The organism is Ruegeria sp. CDSA020, assembly GCF_059612345.1.
In genome coordinates this window covers 395,354-413,615 of the sequence record NZ_JBXWQK010000001.1, presented here as the reverse complement: position 1 = coordinate 413,615, position 18,262 = coordinate 395,354, and the positions used below count along the sequence as shown (strand labels likewise).

Annotated in this window: 16 protein-coding genes; 6 read left to right on the top strand and 10 right to left on the bottom strand. The window is 55.8% G+C overall.

Annotation, left to right across the window (positions count from 1 at the left end; all coding sequences use genetic code 11):
- Positions 1–4: 4 nt before the first annotated feature.
- Entirely contained in the window at positions 5–1,969 is a 1,965-nt protein-coding gene (acs, locus tag AC2FJW_RS02065) for an acetate--CoA ligase (protein WP_496749081.1), read from the bottom strand.
- 428 nt (positions 1,970–2,397) lie between these two features.
- Here acs and AC2FJW_RS02060 point away from each other — a divergent pair, with 428 nt between their 5' ends.
- From AC2FJW_RS02060 to AC2FJW_RS02050, 3 genes are all read left to right on the top strand, one after another.
- Positions 2,398–3,414 carry a C4-dicarboxylate TRAP transporter substrate-binding protein gene (locus AC2FJW_RS02060; RefSeq protein ID WP_496695146.1) on the top strand — a complete coding sequence of 339 codons (1,017 nt, stop codon included), beginning with the start codon at positions 2,398–2,400 and terminating at the stop codon, positions 3,412–3,414.
- A 65-nt stretch (positions 3,415–3,479) separates the two neighbouring features.
- On the top strand, positions 3,480–4,109 hold the full coding sequence (locus AC2FJW_RS02055; RefSeq protein ID WP_142634321.1) for a TRAP transporter small permease subunit: 630 nt from the start codon (positions 3,480–3,482) through the stop codon (positions 4,107–4,109).
- A 3-nt stretch (positions 4,110–4,112) separates the two neighbouring features.
- Positions 4,113–5,516, top strand: a complete 1,404-nt coding sequence (locus AC2FJW_RS02050) for a TRAP transporter large permease (protein WP_496690699.1) — start codon at positions 4,113–4,115, stop codon at positions 5,514–5,516.
- Positions 5,517–5,583: 67 nt separating this feature from the next.
- Here AC2FJW_RS02050 and ocd read toward each other — a convergent pair whose 3' ends face one another.
- From ocd to rocF, 3 genes are read right to left on the bottom strand one after another with little or no spacing between them, the layout of a single operon-like run.
- On the bottom strand, positions 5,584–6,624 hold the full coding sequence (ocd, locus tag AC2FJW_RS02045; protein WP_142634317.1) for an ornithine cyclodeaminase: 1,041 nt from the start codon (positions 6,622–6,624) through the stop codon (positions 5,584–5,586).
- Between the two features lie 9 nt (positions 6,625–6,633).
- The gene (ctlX, locus tag AC2FJW_RS02040; protein WP_496749080.1) at positions 6,634–7,554 is read right to left on the bottom strand and encodes a citrulline utilization hydrolase CtlX; all 921 of its coding nucleotides are present in this window, start codon (positions 7,552–7,554) and stop codon (positions 6,634–6,636) included.
- Positions 7,554–8,474, bottom strand: a complete 921-nt coding sequence (gene rocF, locus AC2FJW_RS02035) for an arginase (protein WP_282027450.1) — start codon at positions 8,472–8,474, stop codon at positions 7,554–7,556. Before rocF ends, ctlX begins: the two co-directional genes overlap by 1 nt.
- Positions 8,475–8,560: 86 nt before the next feature.
- Here rocF and AC2FJW_RS02030 point away from each other — a divergent pair, with 86 nt between their 5' ends.
- On the top strand, positions 8,561–8,989 hold the full coding sequence (locus AC2FJW_RS02030; protein ID WP_142634311.1) for an Lrp/AsnC family transcriptional regulator: 429 nt from the start codon (positions 8,561–8,563) through the stop codon (positions 8,987–8,989).
- Positions 8,990–9,087: 98 nt separating this feature from the next.
- Positions 9,088–11,697, top strand: a complete 2,610-nt coding sequence (gene mprF / locus AC2FJW_RS02025) for a bifunctional lysylphosphatidylglycerol flippase/synthetase MprF (RefSeq protein WP_496749079.1) — start codon at positions 9,088–9,090, stop codon at positions 11,695–11,697.
- 3 nt (positions 11,698–11,700) lie between these two features.
- On the opposite strand, the gene AC2FJW_RS02020 is transcribed toward mprF, so the two are convergent.
- The 6 genes from AC2FJW_RS02020 to AC2FJW_RS01995 form a co-directional block, all read right to left on the bottom strand.
- Positions 11,701–13,263: an efflux transporter outer membrane subunit gene (locus AC2FJW_RS02020; protein ID WP_496749078.1), complete on the bottom strand. Its 1,563-nt coding sequence runs from the start codon at positions 13,261–13,263 to the stop codon at positions 11,701–11,703.
- Between the two features lie 11 nt (positions 13,264–13,274).
- Positions 13,275–14,420 carry an HlyD family secretion protein gene (locus tag AC2FJW_RS02015; RefSeq protein WP_142634305.1) on the bottom strand — a complete coding sequence of 382 codons (1,146 nt, stop codon included), beginning with the start codon at positions 14,418–14,420 and terminating at the stop codon, positions 13,275–13,277.
- Between the two features lie 21 nt (positions 14,421–14,441).
- Positions 14,442–14,804 carry a DUF3302 domain-containing protein gene (locus tag AC2FJW_RS02010; protein ID WP_142634304.1) on the bottom strand — a complete coding sequence of 121 codons (363 nt, stop codon included), beginning with the start codon at positions 14,802–14,804 and terminating at the stop codon, positions 14,442–14,444.
- Between the two features lie 34 nt (positions 14,805–14,838).
- Complete coding sequence (locus AC2FJW_RS02005; RefSeq protein WP_496749077.1) at positions 14,839–15,408, bottom strand: disulfide bond formation protein B; 570 nt, start codon at positions 15,406–15,408, stop codon at positions 14,839–14,841.
- Between the two features lie 9 nt (positions 15,409–15,417).
- Positions 15,418–15,573, bottom strand: coding sequence for a DUF5993 family protein (locus tag AC2FJW_RS02000; protein ID WP_271946630.1), 156 nt, complete (start codon positions 15,571–15,573; stop codon positions 15,418–15,420).
- Positions 15,574–15,670: 97 nt separating this feature from the next.
- Positions 15,671–16,453 carry a DeoR/GlpR family DNA-binding transcription regulator gene (locus AC2FJW_RS01995; RefSeq protein WP_496695160.1) on the bottom strand — a complete coding sequence of 261 codons (783 nt, stop codon included), beginning with the start codon at positions 16,451–16,453 and terminating at the stop codon, positions 15,671–15,673.
- A gap of 203 nt (positions 16,454–16,656) precedes the next feature.
- On the opposite strand from AC2FJW_RS01995, the gene glpD reads away from it, so the two are divergent.
- Entirely contained in the window at positions 16,657–18,234 is a 1,578-nt protein-coding gene (gene glpD / locus AC2FJW_RS01990; protein ID WP_496749076.1) for a glycerol-3-phosphate dehydrogenase, read from the top strand.
- Positions 18,235–18,262 lie beyond the last annotated feature (28 nt).

The following is an 18,262-nucleotide window of genomic DNA, read 5'->3' as shown; positions in this document are numbered from 1 at the left end:
ATCCTCACTTGCTTGCGCGGTTTTCGATCAAGTTGTCGACCACGGACGGATCAGCCAGGGTCGATGTGTCACCGAGCGATCCAAAATCATTCTCGGCGATCTTACGCAGGATACGGCGCATGATCTTGCCCGAGCGGGTTTTTGGCAGGCCAGGAGCCCATTGGATCACATCCGGGCTGGCAATCGGTCCGATCTCGGTCCGAACCCAGGTGCGCAGCTCTTTCACAAGCTCGTCCGAGGGTTCGCGATCATTCATCAAGGTGACATAGCAATAGATGCCTTGCCCTTTGATATTATGGGGATAGCCCACAACCGCGGCCTCGGCCACGGCGGCATGTGCCACCAGAGCGCTCTCGACCTCGGCCGTACCCATCCGGTGGCCAGAAACGTTGATCACATCGTCCACACGTCCGGTGATCCAGTAATCGCCATCTTCGTCACGACGACAGCCGTCACCGGTGAAGTAATATCCTTTGTAATCCGAGAAGTAGGTCTTCTCGAACCGTTCATGATCGCCCCAGACCGTGCGCATCTGACCCGGCCAGCTGTCCTTGATGCACAACACGCCTTCGACTCCGTTGCCTTCGATCTCGACCCCGGATTGCGGGTCCAGAACCACGGGCTGAATGCCAAAGAACGGCTTCATGGCCGAGCCGGGCTTCATCGCGTGGGCACCGGGCAGGGGGGTCATCAGGTGACCGCCGGTTTCGGTTTGCCACCAGGTGTCCACGATCGGGCAGCGCCCACCGCCGACAACGTCATTGTACCAGTTCCACGCTTCCGGGTTGATCGGCTCACCCACAGTGCCCAGCGTGCGCAGATCGCTCAGATCGCATTTCTCGACCCATTCATTGCCTTGCCCCATCAGGGCGCGCAAGGCGGTAGGGGCCGTGTAGAATTGATTGACCTTGTGCTTTTCACAGACCTGCCAAAAGCGGGATGCATCCGGATAGGTCGGAACACCTTCGAACATCAGCGTGGTCGCGCCATTGGCCAGCGGTCCATAGACGATATAGCTGTGGCCGGTCACCCAGCCGACATCGGCGGTACACCAATAGACGTCGCCTTCATGGTAATCGAAGGTGATCTCATGCGTCATTGCCGCATAGACCAGATATCCGCCGGTCGTGTGCACGACACCCTTCGGCTGACCGGTCGAACCGGAGGTATACAGAATGAACAGAGGGTCTTCGGCGTCCATTTCCGCAGGCGCGCAATAGTCATCCGCCTCGAGCGCCATTTCGTTATAGTCGTAGTCGCGCCCGTCGATCCATGTGGTCTGGCCGTTGGTACGCTTGACAACCAAGCATTTCACCGTGTCCTTGCAGTGCAGCAGGGCCGCGTCTGCGTTTGACTTCAACGGTGTCTTACGGCCGCCGCGAGGGGCCTCATCAGCTGTAATCAGAACCTTGGCGTCGCATCCGTTGACGCGTGCAGCCAGGGCATCGGGGGAAAACCCTGCAAAAACAATAGAGTGGATTGCGCCGATACGTGCGCACGCCAACATCGCATATGCAGCCTCGGGGATCATCGGAAGATAAATGACCACACGGTCGCCTTTGCGCACGCCCATGGAAACCAGGATATTTGCCATCCGGCAGGTACGGCGGTGCAGTTCGGCATAGGTGATGTGTTGGGCGGGTTCATTCGGGTCATCAGGTTCCCAGATGATCGCAGTCTGATCGCCGCGTGTATTCAGATGACGATCCAGGCAGTTGGCTGAAACGTTCAGAGTGCCATCCGCATACCAGTTGATCCCGACCGAGCCCAAATCATAGCTGACGTCTTTCACTTGGGTATAGGGTTTGATCCAGTCAACGCGTTTGCCTTGTTCGCCCCAGAATGCAACGGGGTCGTTTATAGAAGCCGTGTACATTTCGCCGTATTTCTTGGCATCGACATGCGCACGCGCAGAAATTTCTGCGGATGGCGGATAAACTTTGGCATCTGCCTGAGCAGCGGTTGTCATTCTGAGGTTCCTCCCTCTGGACTTAAATTCACTGGGACAATCTTGCCCGCTGAACAGGCAATGTCGACCTGTTTCCTCCCGATGCAGGATAATACGGAGATCAGAAAACAAAGAAATAAATTACAGAAATAGCAGGGTTTATTTGTTAATAAATTTCATTCCCTCTGGGGGATTTGTAAAGGAAATCGTAAGATAGTAAAAAAACATATTTAAAACAGCAATATAGATGTTAACCACATTTCAACTGTTTTCAAAGTGCTCGCCCGTGAAATTTACACATTTCATATACACCTTATGATTGTTAGCGCTGGCGGGCGGATTGCAGATTTTGGTGGGTGGTCTGGCAGGGGTTGGCACATATCGATGTTGGCGCTAGCTTTACGCGCAAGCGACCCAAAAAAGGGGGCGCATCAATGGGAGAAATCACTATGACTAAAATGTTGAGCGGTGCCGCCGTCGCCGCCCTGACTGTTGCATTCGTTACCGAAGCTGCAGCAACAGAATGGAATGCTTCGGTCTGGGGCAAACGCCGGGCCTTTACCGAACATGTCGAGAAACTGGCTGAACTGGTCAGCGAAAAAACCGGTGGCGAATTCACGATCAATGTCAGCTATGGCGGGCTGTCAAAGCCGAAAGAGAATCTGGACGGGATTGAGATCGGTGCATTCGAGATGGCGCAGTTCTGCGCAGGCTATCACCGCGACAAAAATCGGGCGATCACTGTACTTGAACTGCCGTTCCTGGGTGTGAACAATTTGGAAGAAGAGGTGGCCGTCAGCCACGCTGTATATGATCATCCCGCCGTTAAGGATGAGATGGCTCAGTGGAATGCCCGGATCATCATGACGTCGCCAATGCCCCAGTATAATATCGTTGGAACCGGTGATCCGCGCTCAACGCTTGCCGATTTTGACGGCATGCGTGTACGTGCGACTGGCGGGCTGGGCAAGGCGTTTGAGGCCGTTGGCGGTGTTCCAACATCGGTGCCCGCGACCGAGGCGTTTAATGCGATGGAATCTGGTGTTGTTGATACAGTGGCCTTTGCTCAGCACGCACATTTGTCTTTCGGCACTATCAACGAAGCCGACTGGTGGACGGCCAACCTGAACCCCGGCACTGTAAACTGTCCGGTTGTGGTCAATATCGACGCCTACGAAGCTCTGCCTGCGGAACATCGTGAAGCGCTTAACAGTTCTGTCGACGAGGCCATTGCCCATTATCTCGCCAATTACGGCGGTCTGCTGGAGCAGTGGGATGGTGTGTTGACCGAAAAAGGCGTGCAGAAAGTTCAGATCGACGAGGCCGTGCTGGAGGAATTCCGCACCAAGGCTGCTGATCCGATCCGCGAGCAATGGATCGCTGACATGTCCGCGCAGGGTCTGCCTGCGCAGGATCTATATGATCTTGTTCAACTGACGCTGAAACAACAGCGTGGCGGGAACTGATCACGCGTTCCGGGTACCCAGCGCGGTACCCGGACACTGATTCCAATACAGAAAGGGCCAGCGGAATGGCAGGACAGGCGACGGTGCTTGCGGATGATAGCCGTCTGAGCAGGCTGGACCAGCTGCTGTTAAGGGCCGAGCGTACGCTTGCACTGATCAGCGGAATTGCCGTGTTCGGGTTAATGGTGCTGGCAGTTGTCTCGGTGAGCGGGCGCAACGCCTATAACGCGCCATTGCCGGGCTATGTCGATTGGATCGAGCAAGCCATGCCTTTGATTGCGTTTCTAGGTATCTCTTACGTACAACGCGATGGGGGCCATATCCGGATGGATATTGTCATTTCGCGGCTACACGGACGGGCTTTGTGGCTGTTCGAGTTGATTTCGGTCGTTCTCATCCTGGTGCTCATGTTGGCATTGGTCTGGGGCAGCTGGTCCCATTTCGACAGATCATTCGACTTTGGCGCACCTCTGTGGAGCCGGGACAGCTCGATCGACATTGGCATCCCGCTCTGGCCTGCCAAGTTACTGGCACCTATTGCGTTTTCGGTACTTTGCTTGCGGCTTGTGCTGCAAATCTGGGGTTATGGACGGGCCTTTGTGCTGGGCCTACAAAACCCAGTTGCGGTGCCGATGATACAGGACGCTGCTGCGCAGGCTGCCGCTGAAGCCGAACAATTCGAAGGGCAGGACTAGTAAATGGACTCGATTGAGATTGGCCTCTGGGTCACCGGTGGTCTGCTGGTTCTGGTTATCACCGGAATGCGTGTGGCTTTTGCCGCGGCTTTGGCGGGGCTGATCGGTCTGGTTTGGATATTCTGGGCCAAATTCGGATATGATCCTGACCGATTTGGCAAGGCGCTGACCGTTGCGGTAAAAACCGCAGGGCAAGTGCCGCATTCCAAGGTTGCAGCCCATACGCTCAGCCTGATCCCGACCTTTATCCTGATCGGTTACCTTGCCTACTACGCAGGCCTGACGCGCGCGCTGTTCGAGGCGGCCAAGCGCTGGGTGGCATGGGTTCCGGGTGGGCTTGCGGTCGCAACCGTGTTCGCCACCGCTGGTTTTGCTGCGGTCTCGGGGGCATCGGTCGCGACATCTGCGGTATTTGCCCGGATCGCGATCCCGGAAATGCTGAAGGTAGGGTACAACAAACAATTTGCGGCGGGCGTTGTCGCCGCAGGCGGCACGTTAGCCTCGCTGATCCCACCTTCTGCGATCCTTGTGATTTATGCGATCATCGTAGAGCAGGATGTGGGCAAGCTGTTGCTCGCCGGGTTCATACCGGGAGCCTTTTCGGCGGTTATTTACGGGTTGCTGATCGTCGGTATCGCGGTGGTGTTCAAGAATGTCGGCCCACCGGTCACTGGCTTTACCTGGAAACAGCGTTTTGCTTCTTTGCCTGGCGCTCTGCCGATTGTGGCGGTGATCCTGATCATCATCTGTTTTGTCTATAACCCCTTTGGTGAGAAAGCCTGGGGCACACCAACCGAGGGCGGCGCAATAGGTGCCTTCATCGTATTCTGTTTCGCCTTGTTCCACGGCATGAGATGGGCAGAGTTGAAATCCGCACTGCTCGAGACAGCCAAATTGACCGCAATGATCTTTTCGATCATCTGGGGTGTGCTGATCTATGTCAGGTTCCTGGGATTCGCCGATTTGCCGAACGCGTTTTCCGATTGGATCACATCGCTGACCATGTCACCCATGCTGATCCTGATCTGCATCCTGCTGGCCTATGCGGTGCTCGGCATGTTCATGGATGCCATCGGGATGCTGCTGCTGACTCTGCCGGTTGTCTATCCGGCAGTTATGGCGCTGAACGGGGGCGAGGCCGTCACCGCTGCGGAAAGTACGTTTGGGATGTCCGGTCCGATGTGCGCCATCTGGTTTGGTATTTTGGTAGTGAAAATGGCCGAGTTCTGCCTGATCACGCCACCGATCGGTTTGAATTGCTTTGTCGTTGCCGGCGTCCGCCCTGATCTGAGCGTTCAGGACGTGTTCAAGGGCGTGACGCCGTTTTTCATCGCCGACGCCGTGACGATTGCGCTGCTGGTCGCCTTTCCGGGCATCGTTCTGTACCTGCCTTCGCTGGCCGGGTAATTGGCATCTGGCGAAGTCAATCTTTGGTGATACCTGCCCCCGGCTGGCGCACGGGGGCAGGGTATCTCTATTTCGCTCGCATCAGCATTCCGTACAGATCGCGCGGGTCGTCAGGGTCTGCCAGCATGTCCAGGGGTTCGTAGTAATCTGTGCCCCGGACTGCGGACTGGATGTAGCGCAGGGCTGAAAAATCCTCGATCGCGAAGCCTACGCTGTCAAACAACGTGATCTGACGATCATCTTTACGACCCTCGGCCTGACCCGTCATGACCTGCCACAACTCGGTGACGGGATGATCGTCTTCAAGGGCCTGAATCTCGCCCTCAATACGGGTTTGTTCCGGGTATTCGACGAATATTTCAGAGCGTAGCAGGATATCTCTGTGCAGTTCGGTTTTGCCAGGACAGTCGCCGCCGATCGCGTTGATGTGGACGCCTGGGCCGACCAAGTTATCGGTCAGGATCGTGGCATTTTTCTTGTCCGCTGTGCAGGTCGTGATGATATGCGCGCCTTCGATGGCGTCCTCAGGGGATTTGCATTTCACGACCGAGAGGCCAGAGCCCGCCAAGTTGGCCGCACATTTTTCGGTGGCAGCCGCGTCGGTATCGTACAAGCGAACAGTATCAATCCCGCACATGGCCTTGAAGGCGAGGCACTGAAATTCGGATTGCGCGCCATTCCCGATCATTGCCATGGTCGAGGCCGATTTGGGCGCAAGATAACTGCCGACCAGGGCAGAGGTAGCTGCGGTGCGCAATGCAGTCAGCATGGTCATTTCGGTCAGCAGGGTCGGATAGCCTGTGTAGACGTCTGCCAGCAGTCCAAATGCGGTAACGGTCTGTAGGCCCTCGGAGGTGTTCTTGGGGTGGCCGTTGACGTATTTAAACCCATAGGCCTCACCGTCTGAGGTTGGCATCAGTTCAATCACCCCATGCGGCGAGTGGGCAGGGATACGGGGTGTTTTGTCAAAGCTTTCCCACCGTTTGAAATCAGCTTCGATCTGCGCCGCAATATCGGTGATCATCCGTTCGACGCCGATGTGATGGACCAGTCTCATCATATTGTCGACAGACACAAACGGCACGAGGGCCTTTTCAGATGGTTGCATTAGGGGCTCCTATCGACGGGACAGGTGGATGCCCGCAATCATGCAGCGCACGGATCCACCGGCAGTTTCAATGGTGGGAATCGAAAGCGGCAGAGGTGTCGCGCTGGCTTCGATTGTAGCGATTTGTTCCGGGGTCAGGGCGGCAAGTGCCCGGCTGGACAGCGCCAGCACGAGACCATTCAGGCCGCTTAGTTCGATGGCGTTGCCAGCAAATTCAGCGATCTGATCATGGGTCAGGTTAATGACCGTGCGACCGGATTCTTCCAGCCTGGCTTTCACCGTCGCGCGGCGTTCGGGGTCCGCGATCATATCAAGACAGATCAGCGCGTATTTGGAGCCGATGCCCATCAGAACATTCGTGTGATAGACATCACGTCCTGCGGCATCATGCGCCTCGAATGCGATGGGCTCATAGTTGAAATGGGTGCAGAAACGCTCCAACAGAACGGGGTCGGCGCGGTTGGATTTGACCGTGTAGGCCACGCGGCCAATGTGGTCCAGAACCATCGCTCCAGTGCCTTCCAGCGCCAGTCTGTCCTGTTCAAGCCCGGAATAATCGATCACGTCCTGAACACGATACTCCTGTTTCAACATTTCTATGACGTCGGCGCGACGTTCGCGCCTGCGCGACGGCACAAACATCGGATAGATAGCCACATGCCCGCCGGGATGGGTCGAGAACCAGTTGTTCGGAAATACGCTGTCTGGTGTGTCGAGGTCTCCGAAATCGTCGAAGACATGAACCTTAACACCCGCATCGCGCAGCAGCGCCACCGCCTGATCATGTTCATCGCGTGCTTGGACAGACGTGGCCGCTGCTGAGCGGTTGGCCAAGGTCTGGAACGCATTGTCGTCGCGTGTCTCGGGGTTCGAAGCAAACGCATGGGGCCGGATCATCACAACGGCTGGTGGGGCTTGTAGAGATTGCATCAGAAGCTCCGGGTAGGGCGGTCAAAGATGCGGCGACCCAGCAATGAGGCGGCCAGATCGACCATCAACTTTGCAGTGCGGCCGCGTTCGTCCAGAAACGGGTTCAATTCTACCAGATCCAGCGAGCAGACAAGACCGCTTTCGTGTAGCAGTTCCATCACTAGATGGGCCTCGCGTTCGGTCGCGCCACCTGGAACTGTTGTGCCAACTGCAGGAGCAATGGACGGATCAAGGAAATCCACATCCAGCGAAACATGAAGGATGCCATCCGCTGCCCGGACCCGCTCCAGAAAGGCCATCAGCGGTGCTTTGATGCCGTTTTCGTCGATGCTTCGCATATCGGCCAGCATTGCGCGATCCTGTTCCAGCCGAGCCCGTTCGGCTGGGTCGACCGAGCGCAGACCGATCATGCCGACCCGGTCGGTCGGAACTGGCGATGAAACCGGTGGGAAGTCGTCAAATCCGGGCTGTCCGGTGAAATAGGCTACGGGTGTCCCGTGCAGGTTGCCGCTATCGGTGCTCTCGGGTGTGTGGAAATCGCTATGCGCGTCCAGCCAGAGAACGAACAGTGGGCGTTCGATCCGCTCGGCGTGCTGTGCCATGCCCAAAACCGTGCCCATCGAAAGTGCATGATCGCCGCCCATGAAAATTGGCAGGCCTTGTGGGGCGACATCCTGCGCAACACGGCTGAGAGCCTTGGTCCAGCCGACACACTCGGGCAGCGCGAAGAGATGCGAATGTTCGGACATATCCGGAATGTCAGGTGTGATATCGCCGAGATCCCGTAGGTGAAGGCCGAGATCGGAAAGAGCTGATTGAAGCCCCGCAACCCGATAGGCATCGGGGCCCATCCGGCAGCCTTGTCGACGCTTGCCCGAATCCATCGGGGCGCCAACCAGAATTACGTTGTTTGTATCCATATGGAATACTACTCCGGCAATGTGGCTTGCGGATAGGGATCAAAATGCTCAAAATGGAACCTCAAGTGACATAACGGAAGTATTGAATGGACGATTTGGATGGCAAGCTTCTCAGCGCTCTGCACCGGGATGCCCGTGCTTCACTCTCGGAACTGGCTGAAACACTGGGGGTCACACGCACAACAGTGCGCAGCCGTCTGCAACGTTTGAAGCAATCCGGCGAGATTGTGGGCTTTACGGTTCTGACACGGCAGGATGTGGCGCAAAGCCCGGTCAGAGGGTTGATGATGCTGGAAATCGAAGGGCGCGGCACCGAGCGCACCATGGCCCAAATTGCCGCCATGCCACAGGTGCGGGCTGTCCATTCGACAAATGGCGGTTGGGACTTGATTGCCGAGATTGGGACCGAGACCCTGGCCGAACTGGATGAAATCCTGTTTCGCATCCGCAGGATCGAGGGGATTACGCGATCCGAAACCAACTTACTTCTTTCTACTCGGAAAGGCCGCGTCTGATTGCTGTAGTGCTTTGAGCAGCAATGAATATGTGTAAAAGTTACGATGCGTTCGCCACCCGCGCAAAGGCAGCTGCAAACCTGAAACAGGGAAATCACATGACTGATCAGGATACAGGCAAAGAACTCTGGGCCATCCGACTTGCCGAAAGAGTATCCGGTTTTCTCGAACGACCCCTGGTCAGAATCGCCATTCCCGTAATTGTCATGCTGGTCGCCCTGACCGTGCTGCATGAACTGTCTGCACATGTGAAATGGTCATCCGTTCAGACGGATGTGGCGAGCACCTCTTGGACGCTGTTGTTCATCGCCCTGTGCTGGACCGCTTTTAGCTTTGTTTCCCTGTCTTTATACGACGTCTTTGCAGTCCAGAGCGTTGCCGACGGTGAGGTCCCTTTGCCGGTTGCGGGCATGGCCGGGGCCTGTGGTTATGCGGTGTCAAACTGCCTTGGGTTTTCCTACATCACGGGCACGGCGATCCGGTATCGGATCTACGCCTCTTTGGGGCTGGATCTGGGGCGTGTCGCTGGGGTTATTGCGACCTCGTGGATCGCTTTCTGGTCTGGCATGACCTTGCTGTTGGGGGCTTTGCTGACCTTTCATCCCGACGGGATATCGAAGGTTTTACCAATCAGCGATACGGTCGAGACGGTCATAGGATTGGGCCTTTTGATCGCTCTGGCAACGCTGTTCATTTGGCTGTCGAAAGGCGGGCGCAGGCTGGCCTATGGCGGGGTAGGGTTTAACCTTCCCGGCGGCAAATTGGCCGGGTTTCTGACGCTGGCGGCGTTGGGTGATGTGTATGGTGCTTCGATGGTTCTGTATGTGCTGCTGCCGACAGACCTTGGAATCGGATACCCGTATTTCTTCACCATCTATATTGGCGCGATTGCGGTCGGCATCCTCAGCCATGCACCAGGCGGAATTGGCGCATTCGAGGCGACTATGATCGCGGGACTTGGCGCGTCCGGCCGGTCGGATGTCATTGCCGCGCTGCTGCTGTACCGCCTGGTCTATACGTTTCTTCCCTTCGTCATCGTCACACTCTCGATCGCTGTGGCATCGGCATTGACCCATCGTCGACATATTACTGGTGCAGCCACTTGGGTTTATCGAGTGATCCGTCCGATCGTGCCCATGGTGGCCGCAGGCGTGGCCGCAGTGGCCGGTGTGATACTTCTGGTCTCCGGCGCGTTGCCTGCAAGCAGCGGTAACCTGGGTGTGCTACGGGATTTCCTGCCCCTGTCCTTTGTCGAAGCGTCCCACCTGGCCGGAAGCGCGGTAGGGGTCTTGCTAATCCTTGTGTCACGGGGGCTGTTTCGCAAGCTTTACCGGGCTTGGGTTGTGGCCATGCTGTTGATGCTAGCCGGTTTTGTCGCTTCGCTGACCAAAGGGCTGGATACGCACGAAGCGCTCAGCATGGTGGGTAGCATCGTTCTGCTGGCGATGTTCCGGGATGCGTTCTATCGGGTTAGCGGCGCGTCGATCTTCAGGTTGAACATACCCTGGCTGGTCAGCGTTCTTGCATTGCTTGCCGTGATCTTTTGGGTGGGTCTGTTTGCTTATTCCCATGTCGAATATCAAAATGCCCTGTGGTGGGAGTTTGCCTGGAACGGCGACGCCTCGCGTTTCCTACGATCCAGCCTTGTGGTTGCGGTCATCCTTGGGGTGGTTGCCGTTAGCTCACTGTTCGGGCGCGAGATTCCTGTTCCAGTCCGCACAGAAATCCCCGAAGTAGTCGAGCGTCTGGTGATGGAAAGCGAAGACACAGAATCCCAGATATCTTTGACCGGGGACAAACAATTCCTGATCGCGCCGGATGAAACCGCTTTTCTGGCCTATGCCGATACCGGCAACGCGCTAGTCACCAAAGGTGAGCCAGTAGGGGATGAAACCGCCGGTAAACAGCTGATATGGCAGCTGCGCGAGATGGCGGACCGTGAGGGTAAACTTTGTGCCTTCTACAGCGTTTCCACCAAATACCTGCCGACCTTTCTAGACCTTGGCCTGTCGATCCTGAAAATTGGCGAAGTAGCGCGGGTGCCGCTGAAAGATTTTTCGCTGGACGGAAAATCCCGCAAGCGGTTCCGTCAGGCCAAGAACCGGGCCGAACGCGAAGGGTATGTTTTCGAGATTATTCCAAAACAGGAACTAACCCTGATCCTGCCCGAGTTGCGCAAGATTTCGGATGACTGGCTGGCACAAAAAGCTGGGGCCGAGAAAGGTTTTGCGCTTGGCGGATTTGATGAAACCTATCTGTCCTATTTCGACCACGCGGTGCTGCGGAATGGCGAAACAGGTGAGATCGTCGCGTTTGCTAACCTGTTTCAGGGCGGGCAAAAATCAGAACTGTCGCTGGATCTGATGCGGTATGAACCAGATAGCCCAAGTTTTGTTATGGACGCGCTGTTTGCCGAGATGATGTCATGGGGGGCCGAGCAGGGGTTCCACTGGTTCTCGCTGGGGGCGGCACCGTTTTCCGGGATCGAAAACCGGCAACTGGCATCGCTGTGGAACCGCATTGGCGGCTTTGTCTATGAACATGGCGAACAGTTTTATCACTTCGAGGGGCTGCGCTCGTTCAAGCAGAAATTCGAACCAGAATGGAGCCCGAACTATTTGGCCAGCCCCGGAGGACTGGCCGCGCCGCGTATTCTGTACGAGGTCAACATTCTGATTTCGGGCGGTTTGCGCGGTCTGACGAAATAGCGCTCAGTTCAGGCTCGCTTGGGTCGGAGCCTGTTGCAGCAGGTCTCCCCAATCGGTGCGATAGGCCATTTCGGCCAGCACGGTTTCCGGCAGGAACTCCTGATTTTGCCGGATTTGCCAACCACCGCCTAAACCTTTGTAGACTGCAACCAGATTGCTCGAAACCTGCTGGCGGGCTTCGATCAGGTTGGCCTGTGATCGCAGCAATGCGGTTTGCGTGTTCAGAACGCGGGAATAGCTGGCGATGCCATCCCGGTATTGGTTCACCGCTATCTCGGCAGCTTTGCGCGATGCGGTGACGCTGTTTTGGTAGAATGTCACCTGTTTGCGTGATTGCGTATAGGCGACCATAGCACTTTCGACCTCGGAATAGGCGGTCAGGACGGTGTTTTGATAGTTGGCGATCAATGCCTGATAAGCTGCGTCCTGGGCGCGGACATTATTCTTGATCCGCCCATAATTCAGCACATTCCAGACCACTCCGGCACTGGCCAGCCCAGTATTGCTGGCGGATGAAAACAGGTCCCGACTGCCCGAGGCCTGCAGGCCGATCGAACCGGACAGGATGAACTGGGGATACAGGTCAGCAATCGCGATCCCAACTTGCGCAGACTGTGTGGCAGCGGCCAGTTCTGCGGCGCGTACATCCGGGCGTCGGCGCAGCAATTCCGCTGGTACTCCAACCGCGACGTTGGATCGGGCCGAAGGGATACGACCGGAATTACCCAGCAACCCGGCCATGCGCGAGGGTGTTGTTCCCAGTAAAACAGCCAAAGCATTCTTGGTCTGTTGAAGATCGCTTTCAATTTCCGGCACCAGCGCCATGGTATTGTTCAGCAGGGCGGTGGCCTCTTGCACATCCAATTCAGTGGTGACGCCGTTGTTGAAACGCAGTTGCGTCAGATCAACCGATTCCTGTTGCAGCTTGATATTCTCTCGTGCCACGAACAGAGTTTCTTGCAGCGCGCGGAAGCTTACATATAACGCTGCTACATCGCCGGTCAGCGTGACCAAAGCGTCATCGTAATTAGCGACCTGAAGTGCCAGATTGGATCGTGCGGCCTGCACACCCCGGCGTTGCTGTCCCCACACATCCAGTTCCCATTGGGCGTCGAAGCCAACCTGCGAGGTCGAGAATTCGGTATCCAGAGGGATGATCCGATTGATATCGGAAATCGGCCCGATATTATCGCTGATCTGGCGCCGCTCGATCGAACCTCCGATGGCCTGCGATTGGGGGTAAAGCTCACCAAAGGCAATCCCAAGCTGTGCGCGGGCCTGTAATACGCGCGCACCGGCCACCTGTAGCGCCAGGTTCTGGGCATAGGCTTCGGCGATCAACCGGTTCAAAGTGGCGTCGTTGAAGGTCTCCCACCATTTTGCCACAGGGGCACTACGCGAGGTGAGGCCGCTGGGACCGACTGAGGGGTTGTTTACCTCGATCCATTCCTTCACGACAGGAGAGTTCGGTCGCACAAAATCAGGACCGACAGGTGCGCATCCCACCAGCAGCGCGGCACACAGGGCTGTGCCCATCAAACTGCGGTTTAGCCTGGCCCGTGTCATACAGCGTGTCCTTAAATGTCCAGTGGTCGGATGAAGTTTGCGAAGGAATAGAGGCGGATATTGATGCGCCGCAGGAACTCAAAGCTTTTGCCCTGGCCGGTATAGATTGCCACCGCGGCATGTCCACCGGCGGGAAAGACGTGGCCATCTGGAATATCGACCGAAATCTGCACGGCAATATGTCCAGGAATTTTTGGCAGTTCAAATCCGGGCAGGCGGCCTGATGGCAGATATTGACCCTGGCGGGTTGCCCACCAGATTGCCTCGACTTTGCCGGTCAGGATTTCTCCGGGATATAAGTCCAGCGCGACCTCAACCTGTTGCCCGGGTTTCACAAATTTCAAGTTCTGCTGCCGGTAAGTGGCGAGAATATAGGGGTTTTCCTTGGTCACAAAGCTGGCGATTGCGCCCAATCGGATATCACCGACAACCAGACCCGGGCGTGCCTGTTGTGAAACGATCATACCATCTTCGGGCGCGTAGATCGTAGTATTGTCCAGAAAGTACCGGGCCTTTTCCAACTGAGCCTGAGCTTGAACGATTCCGGTATTGACCCCGTCGATCTGCGAATCCAGCGCCAGCTTTGCCTTTTCCAGATTGGCTTCGGCCTCTTTTATCTTGGCCTGATCTTCCGTGACCTGCTCGTTCCAGCGATCCAGCTCATCCTCTCGGGCACCACCCGCAGGGACAAGGTTTTCATACCGTGCCTGCTGGGTCAGTGCATATGCCAGTTGCGCGTTTGCTCGCTCGACGGCTTCACCCGCGACGATCACATCCTGTTCCAGAATTTTGGCGTTCTGCTGGGCTGCAACCAACTGTGCGGATGCCTCTTCGAATTCAAGCGCAAAGACGGTGTCGTCGAACCGATACAGCGGATCCCCTTTCTTCACCTCTGTATTCGGCTCGACCAGAACCTCGGAAAGGATGGTTGGTTCAGTCAGGCGCGGTACGATCTGTATGGTTGAGCGGACCACGTGGCTGTCGATCGAAAATGGCTGGAAGAACCGCAGCGCAACCATAAAGATCAATAACAGATGAGCACCCACCCAGAAGGAAACGATGCCCCAGGCGATGCTGAACTTAAGCCATTGTAGTTTGAAGAAGATCAGCCAGACAAAAATGATGTAGAAAAGCGTAATGCCAAGAGCGACAAACATATTGTGGGACTTCCTTTAGCCTTAGCTTTTTTGTGTTTCGTCCGGGTCCAATGGATCGCGATATTCTTCGGTCAGATCACCGCCTAACCGTTTGATGTCCTTCCGTATCGCATCGCGTTCATCATCAGGCATACGGCGGATATCGACAGTGGCTGCATCGTGGAAAGCCCACATAAAGGCGTGAATCCAGGGAACGACGGCCAGAAACCCCATCCAGCCCATGATCTTGACTGCCTCGGCATGGGGATGGTTGCGTTTGATTGCGATGCGGCCGGGCAGTCCCATTATGAACAGAAACAGCGCCATTACAGCGGCCAGCAGCAGTATAAGTGCGATAAATGTCAGATAGTCATAATAGCCTAGCGGCTGCCCCAGTAATCCCATTCCGATGCCTCCATGAGGGAAGGTTTATCCATCCTCAGTTGTTGGTGTCCAGTTCGTCAATCAATTTGTAGCTTGTTGGCGGGTCAGCGCAGATACCTGGGCCACATTCCAACAAGGTCGACCCCGCATTCAGCGCGGCCAGCCCTAGCATCACAAAGAACGCGGTTTTGGCCAGCGTACTGCCCCCGAACCGTGGTTGATCGACGGTTGTGTCCTGATATTGACGGTCGAAAAGCAGCATGATTGCCGTGCCCAGCAGGATCAGAAAAAAGCAGATCGCGGCCCATGTGTAGTAGTGATACCCAAAAACAGGCGAACCATAGTGGCCGGTACCCGGTACGATATGCAGCAAGATCTGGCGAACGGAAACGCTGATCCCAAACAGTGCCGCAAGCAACATCAACGCATAATGCTGCGGCCGGGCTCCGTATAGCAGGTTCAGGCCCAAACCAACGCCCACCGCTACGAACCCGACCCGTTGCAATAAGCAAAGCGGGCAGGGCAGTTCGTTCAGCGCCAGCTGGTATCCGAAGGCCAGCACAAGAACGAGGCTGACCGCCAGGGTTCCCAACGCGTTCAGGGTGCGGGAAAGCTCGGGTGTCATTGTGGCCTCCTACAGCTGAATGGTCAGTTGGCTGGTGGCATGAAACTTCAGCCAATAAACACTTAGGGCCATGGTGATGAAGAACACAACATTGGCCGCTTTGGTTTTTCTATAATAATTCAGCCCCATAGTGGCTGTGAGTAACGCAAATAAAAGCGCGATCATGGCCCGGATCTCCCCCTTGCCGTGCACTGATTGCAATATGTTGCGATACTGTCAGGGCCGGTCGCCTATGACAAGAACCACGTTTGGAATTACGCGTTTAATGCGAATCTCCGGTGGTTCGGCAGCTGTATACGACCCGCGTTCCCCATTCCTTGCATTTACGTGCAAGCCCACTTGGAAGAGGTTGATCTGTAAAGAAAACGTCAACTTCGGACATTGAGGCAATACGGGCAGGGGCCGAGCGCTGAAATTTCGAATGATCGGCAACCAGAAAGCTGTGTCTGGCCTGTGCAATGATAGTCTGGCTGACACGGACTTCTTGGAAATCGAAATCCAGAAGATCACCATCGGCGTCCAGTGCGGAACACCCGATTACCGCATAATCGAACTTGAATTGTTCAATCGTTGAATTGGTCAGGTTGCCGATCAGACCACCGTCCGACCGGCGCAGAACACCGCCGGCGACGACGATCTGGCAGTTCGTGTTTTCCACCAGGATACGCGCGACATTCATGTTATTTGTCACCACCATAAGATCTTTGTGGTTTAGCAACTGATGCGCGACAGCCTCGGTCGATGTACCGATGTTCAAAAAAAGCGATGCACCATCCGGTATGTTGGCAGCGCAAACCTGTGCGATACGGGTCTTGATTTCAGCATTCAGGGCGCGCCGGTCCTCGTAACCGATATTCGAAACGCCGGATCGCAGGACCGCGCCGCCATGAACCCGGTCCAGCTTGCCCAATTCCGCAAGCTCGGAAAGATCGCGCCGGATCGTTTGGACCGTGACACCAAACTGCAACGCCAGATCCTCGACCATGACGCGACCATTCTGCTTGGCGATTTCTATGATGTCTGACTGGCGGAACGAAAGAGACAAGGGAAGCTCCGGTTATTGGGTTCTTTCGTTTTTGTTCCTTTTTTCGCAATATTGCAACCGGCAGAAATCAAACATCGTTTGGACAACAACAAAAAATCGCTAGTCTTGTTCGTTACGCGAAAAAAAACGAAAATCCACATTGACGAACCGAGTATCGAACGGGTTAATTGCCGCACGTTTTCAGCAAAAGGACTGACCTGCAAATGGCACAGCAGACTGGCCAGGTTACTGACCTATTCATCATCGGTGGCGGTATTAACGGATGCGGGATCGCGCGTGATGCGGCCGGGCGGGGATTGTCGGTGACATTGGCCGAGATGAACGACTTGGCATCGGCCACGTCCTCGGCCTCGACCAAACTGTTCCACGGCGGCCTACGGTATCTGGAATATTTTGAGTTCAGGTTGGTCCGCGAGGCGCTGATTGAGCGGGAAACGCTGCTGCGGGCAATGCCTCATATCAGTTGGCCGATGCGCTTTGTGCTTCCCTACCACGATGGGATGCGATTTGACTCGGACACTCCGACCTCACGGCTGCTGAGTACAGTGATGCCTTGGATGCGTGGTCGTCGTCCAGCCTGGCTGATCCGTCTTGGCCTGTTCATGTACGATCACCTTGGAGGGCGGAAAATTCTACCCGGGACCTCTGCGCTGAATTTGCGTTCCGCGCCAGAAGGTGTCCCGCTGCAAAACAGGTTCGAAACCGCGTATGAGTATTCCGACTGCTGGATCGAAGATTCCCGTCTGGTTGTTCTGAATGCCCGTGATGCCGAGGCCCGTGGCGCCAATATTCTGGTTCGGACCGAAGTTCTTTCAGCCGAGCGGGTGGATGATGTTTGGCATGTGACGATCCGCGATAACCAAAATGACGATACCCGTATCGTCCTGGCAAAGATGTTGATCAATGCCGGTGGGCCCTGGGTTGGCGATATCATCCAGGAAAAAATCCATGTGAACTCGCGCGAGGGGGTTCGGTTGGTCCGCGGCAGCCATATCGTAACCCACAGGTTATTCAACCATGACAAATGCTATTTCTTCCAAGGTGAAGACGGACGCATCATCTTTGCCATTCCCTATGAGAGAGATTTCACCCTTATTGGAACAACTGATCAGGATCACCCAGACCCATCGGTTCCTCCAGTCTGTACCGAGTCTGAACAGGAATATCTGTGTGCATTTGCGTCAAAATATTTTGAGCAGCCTGTGACCCGCGAAGACATCGTCTGGACCTATTCCGGTGTGCGCCCTCTGTATGACGATGGGGCCAGCAGCGCAACGGCCGCGACCAGAGACTATACTCTGAAGGTCAATGGGCTTGGCGGTGCTCCGGTTTTGAATGTTTTCGGCGGCAAGATTACGACCTATCGCAGATTGGCCGAAAGTGCGGTTGAGAAAATCGCTGAGTACTTCCCGGATTTGCCCGGTCCATGGACCGCTGGTGTTTCTTTGCCGGGTGGCGATTTTCCCGTTAGCGCAGTGCAAGACCTTATTGCCGGTCTGGAATTCGACTATGCCTTTTTGAATCGCACATGGGCGGAACGGCTGGTGCGCGCCTATGGAACCGAGGCGCGCGCTATTCTGGCCGATGCAAAGACCGCTGAGGATCTGGGGGAAGAGTTCGGGGCGACTCTGACCGAACGCGAAATGGAATGGCTGGTCACCAAGGAATATGTGCGCTGCGCTGAAGATGCCATCTGGCGCAGAAACAAGCTGGGCCTAAGACTTGATGCCGATCAGATCGCTGCCATCCAGCGCTGGATCGAAAAGCGCCTGGCCCATTAAAGAAAAGCCCCGCGTTTTTGGCGGGGCT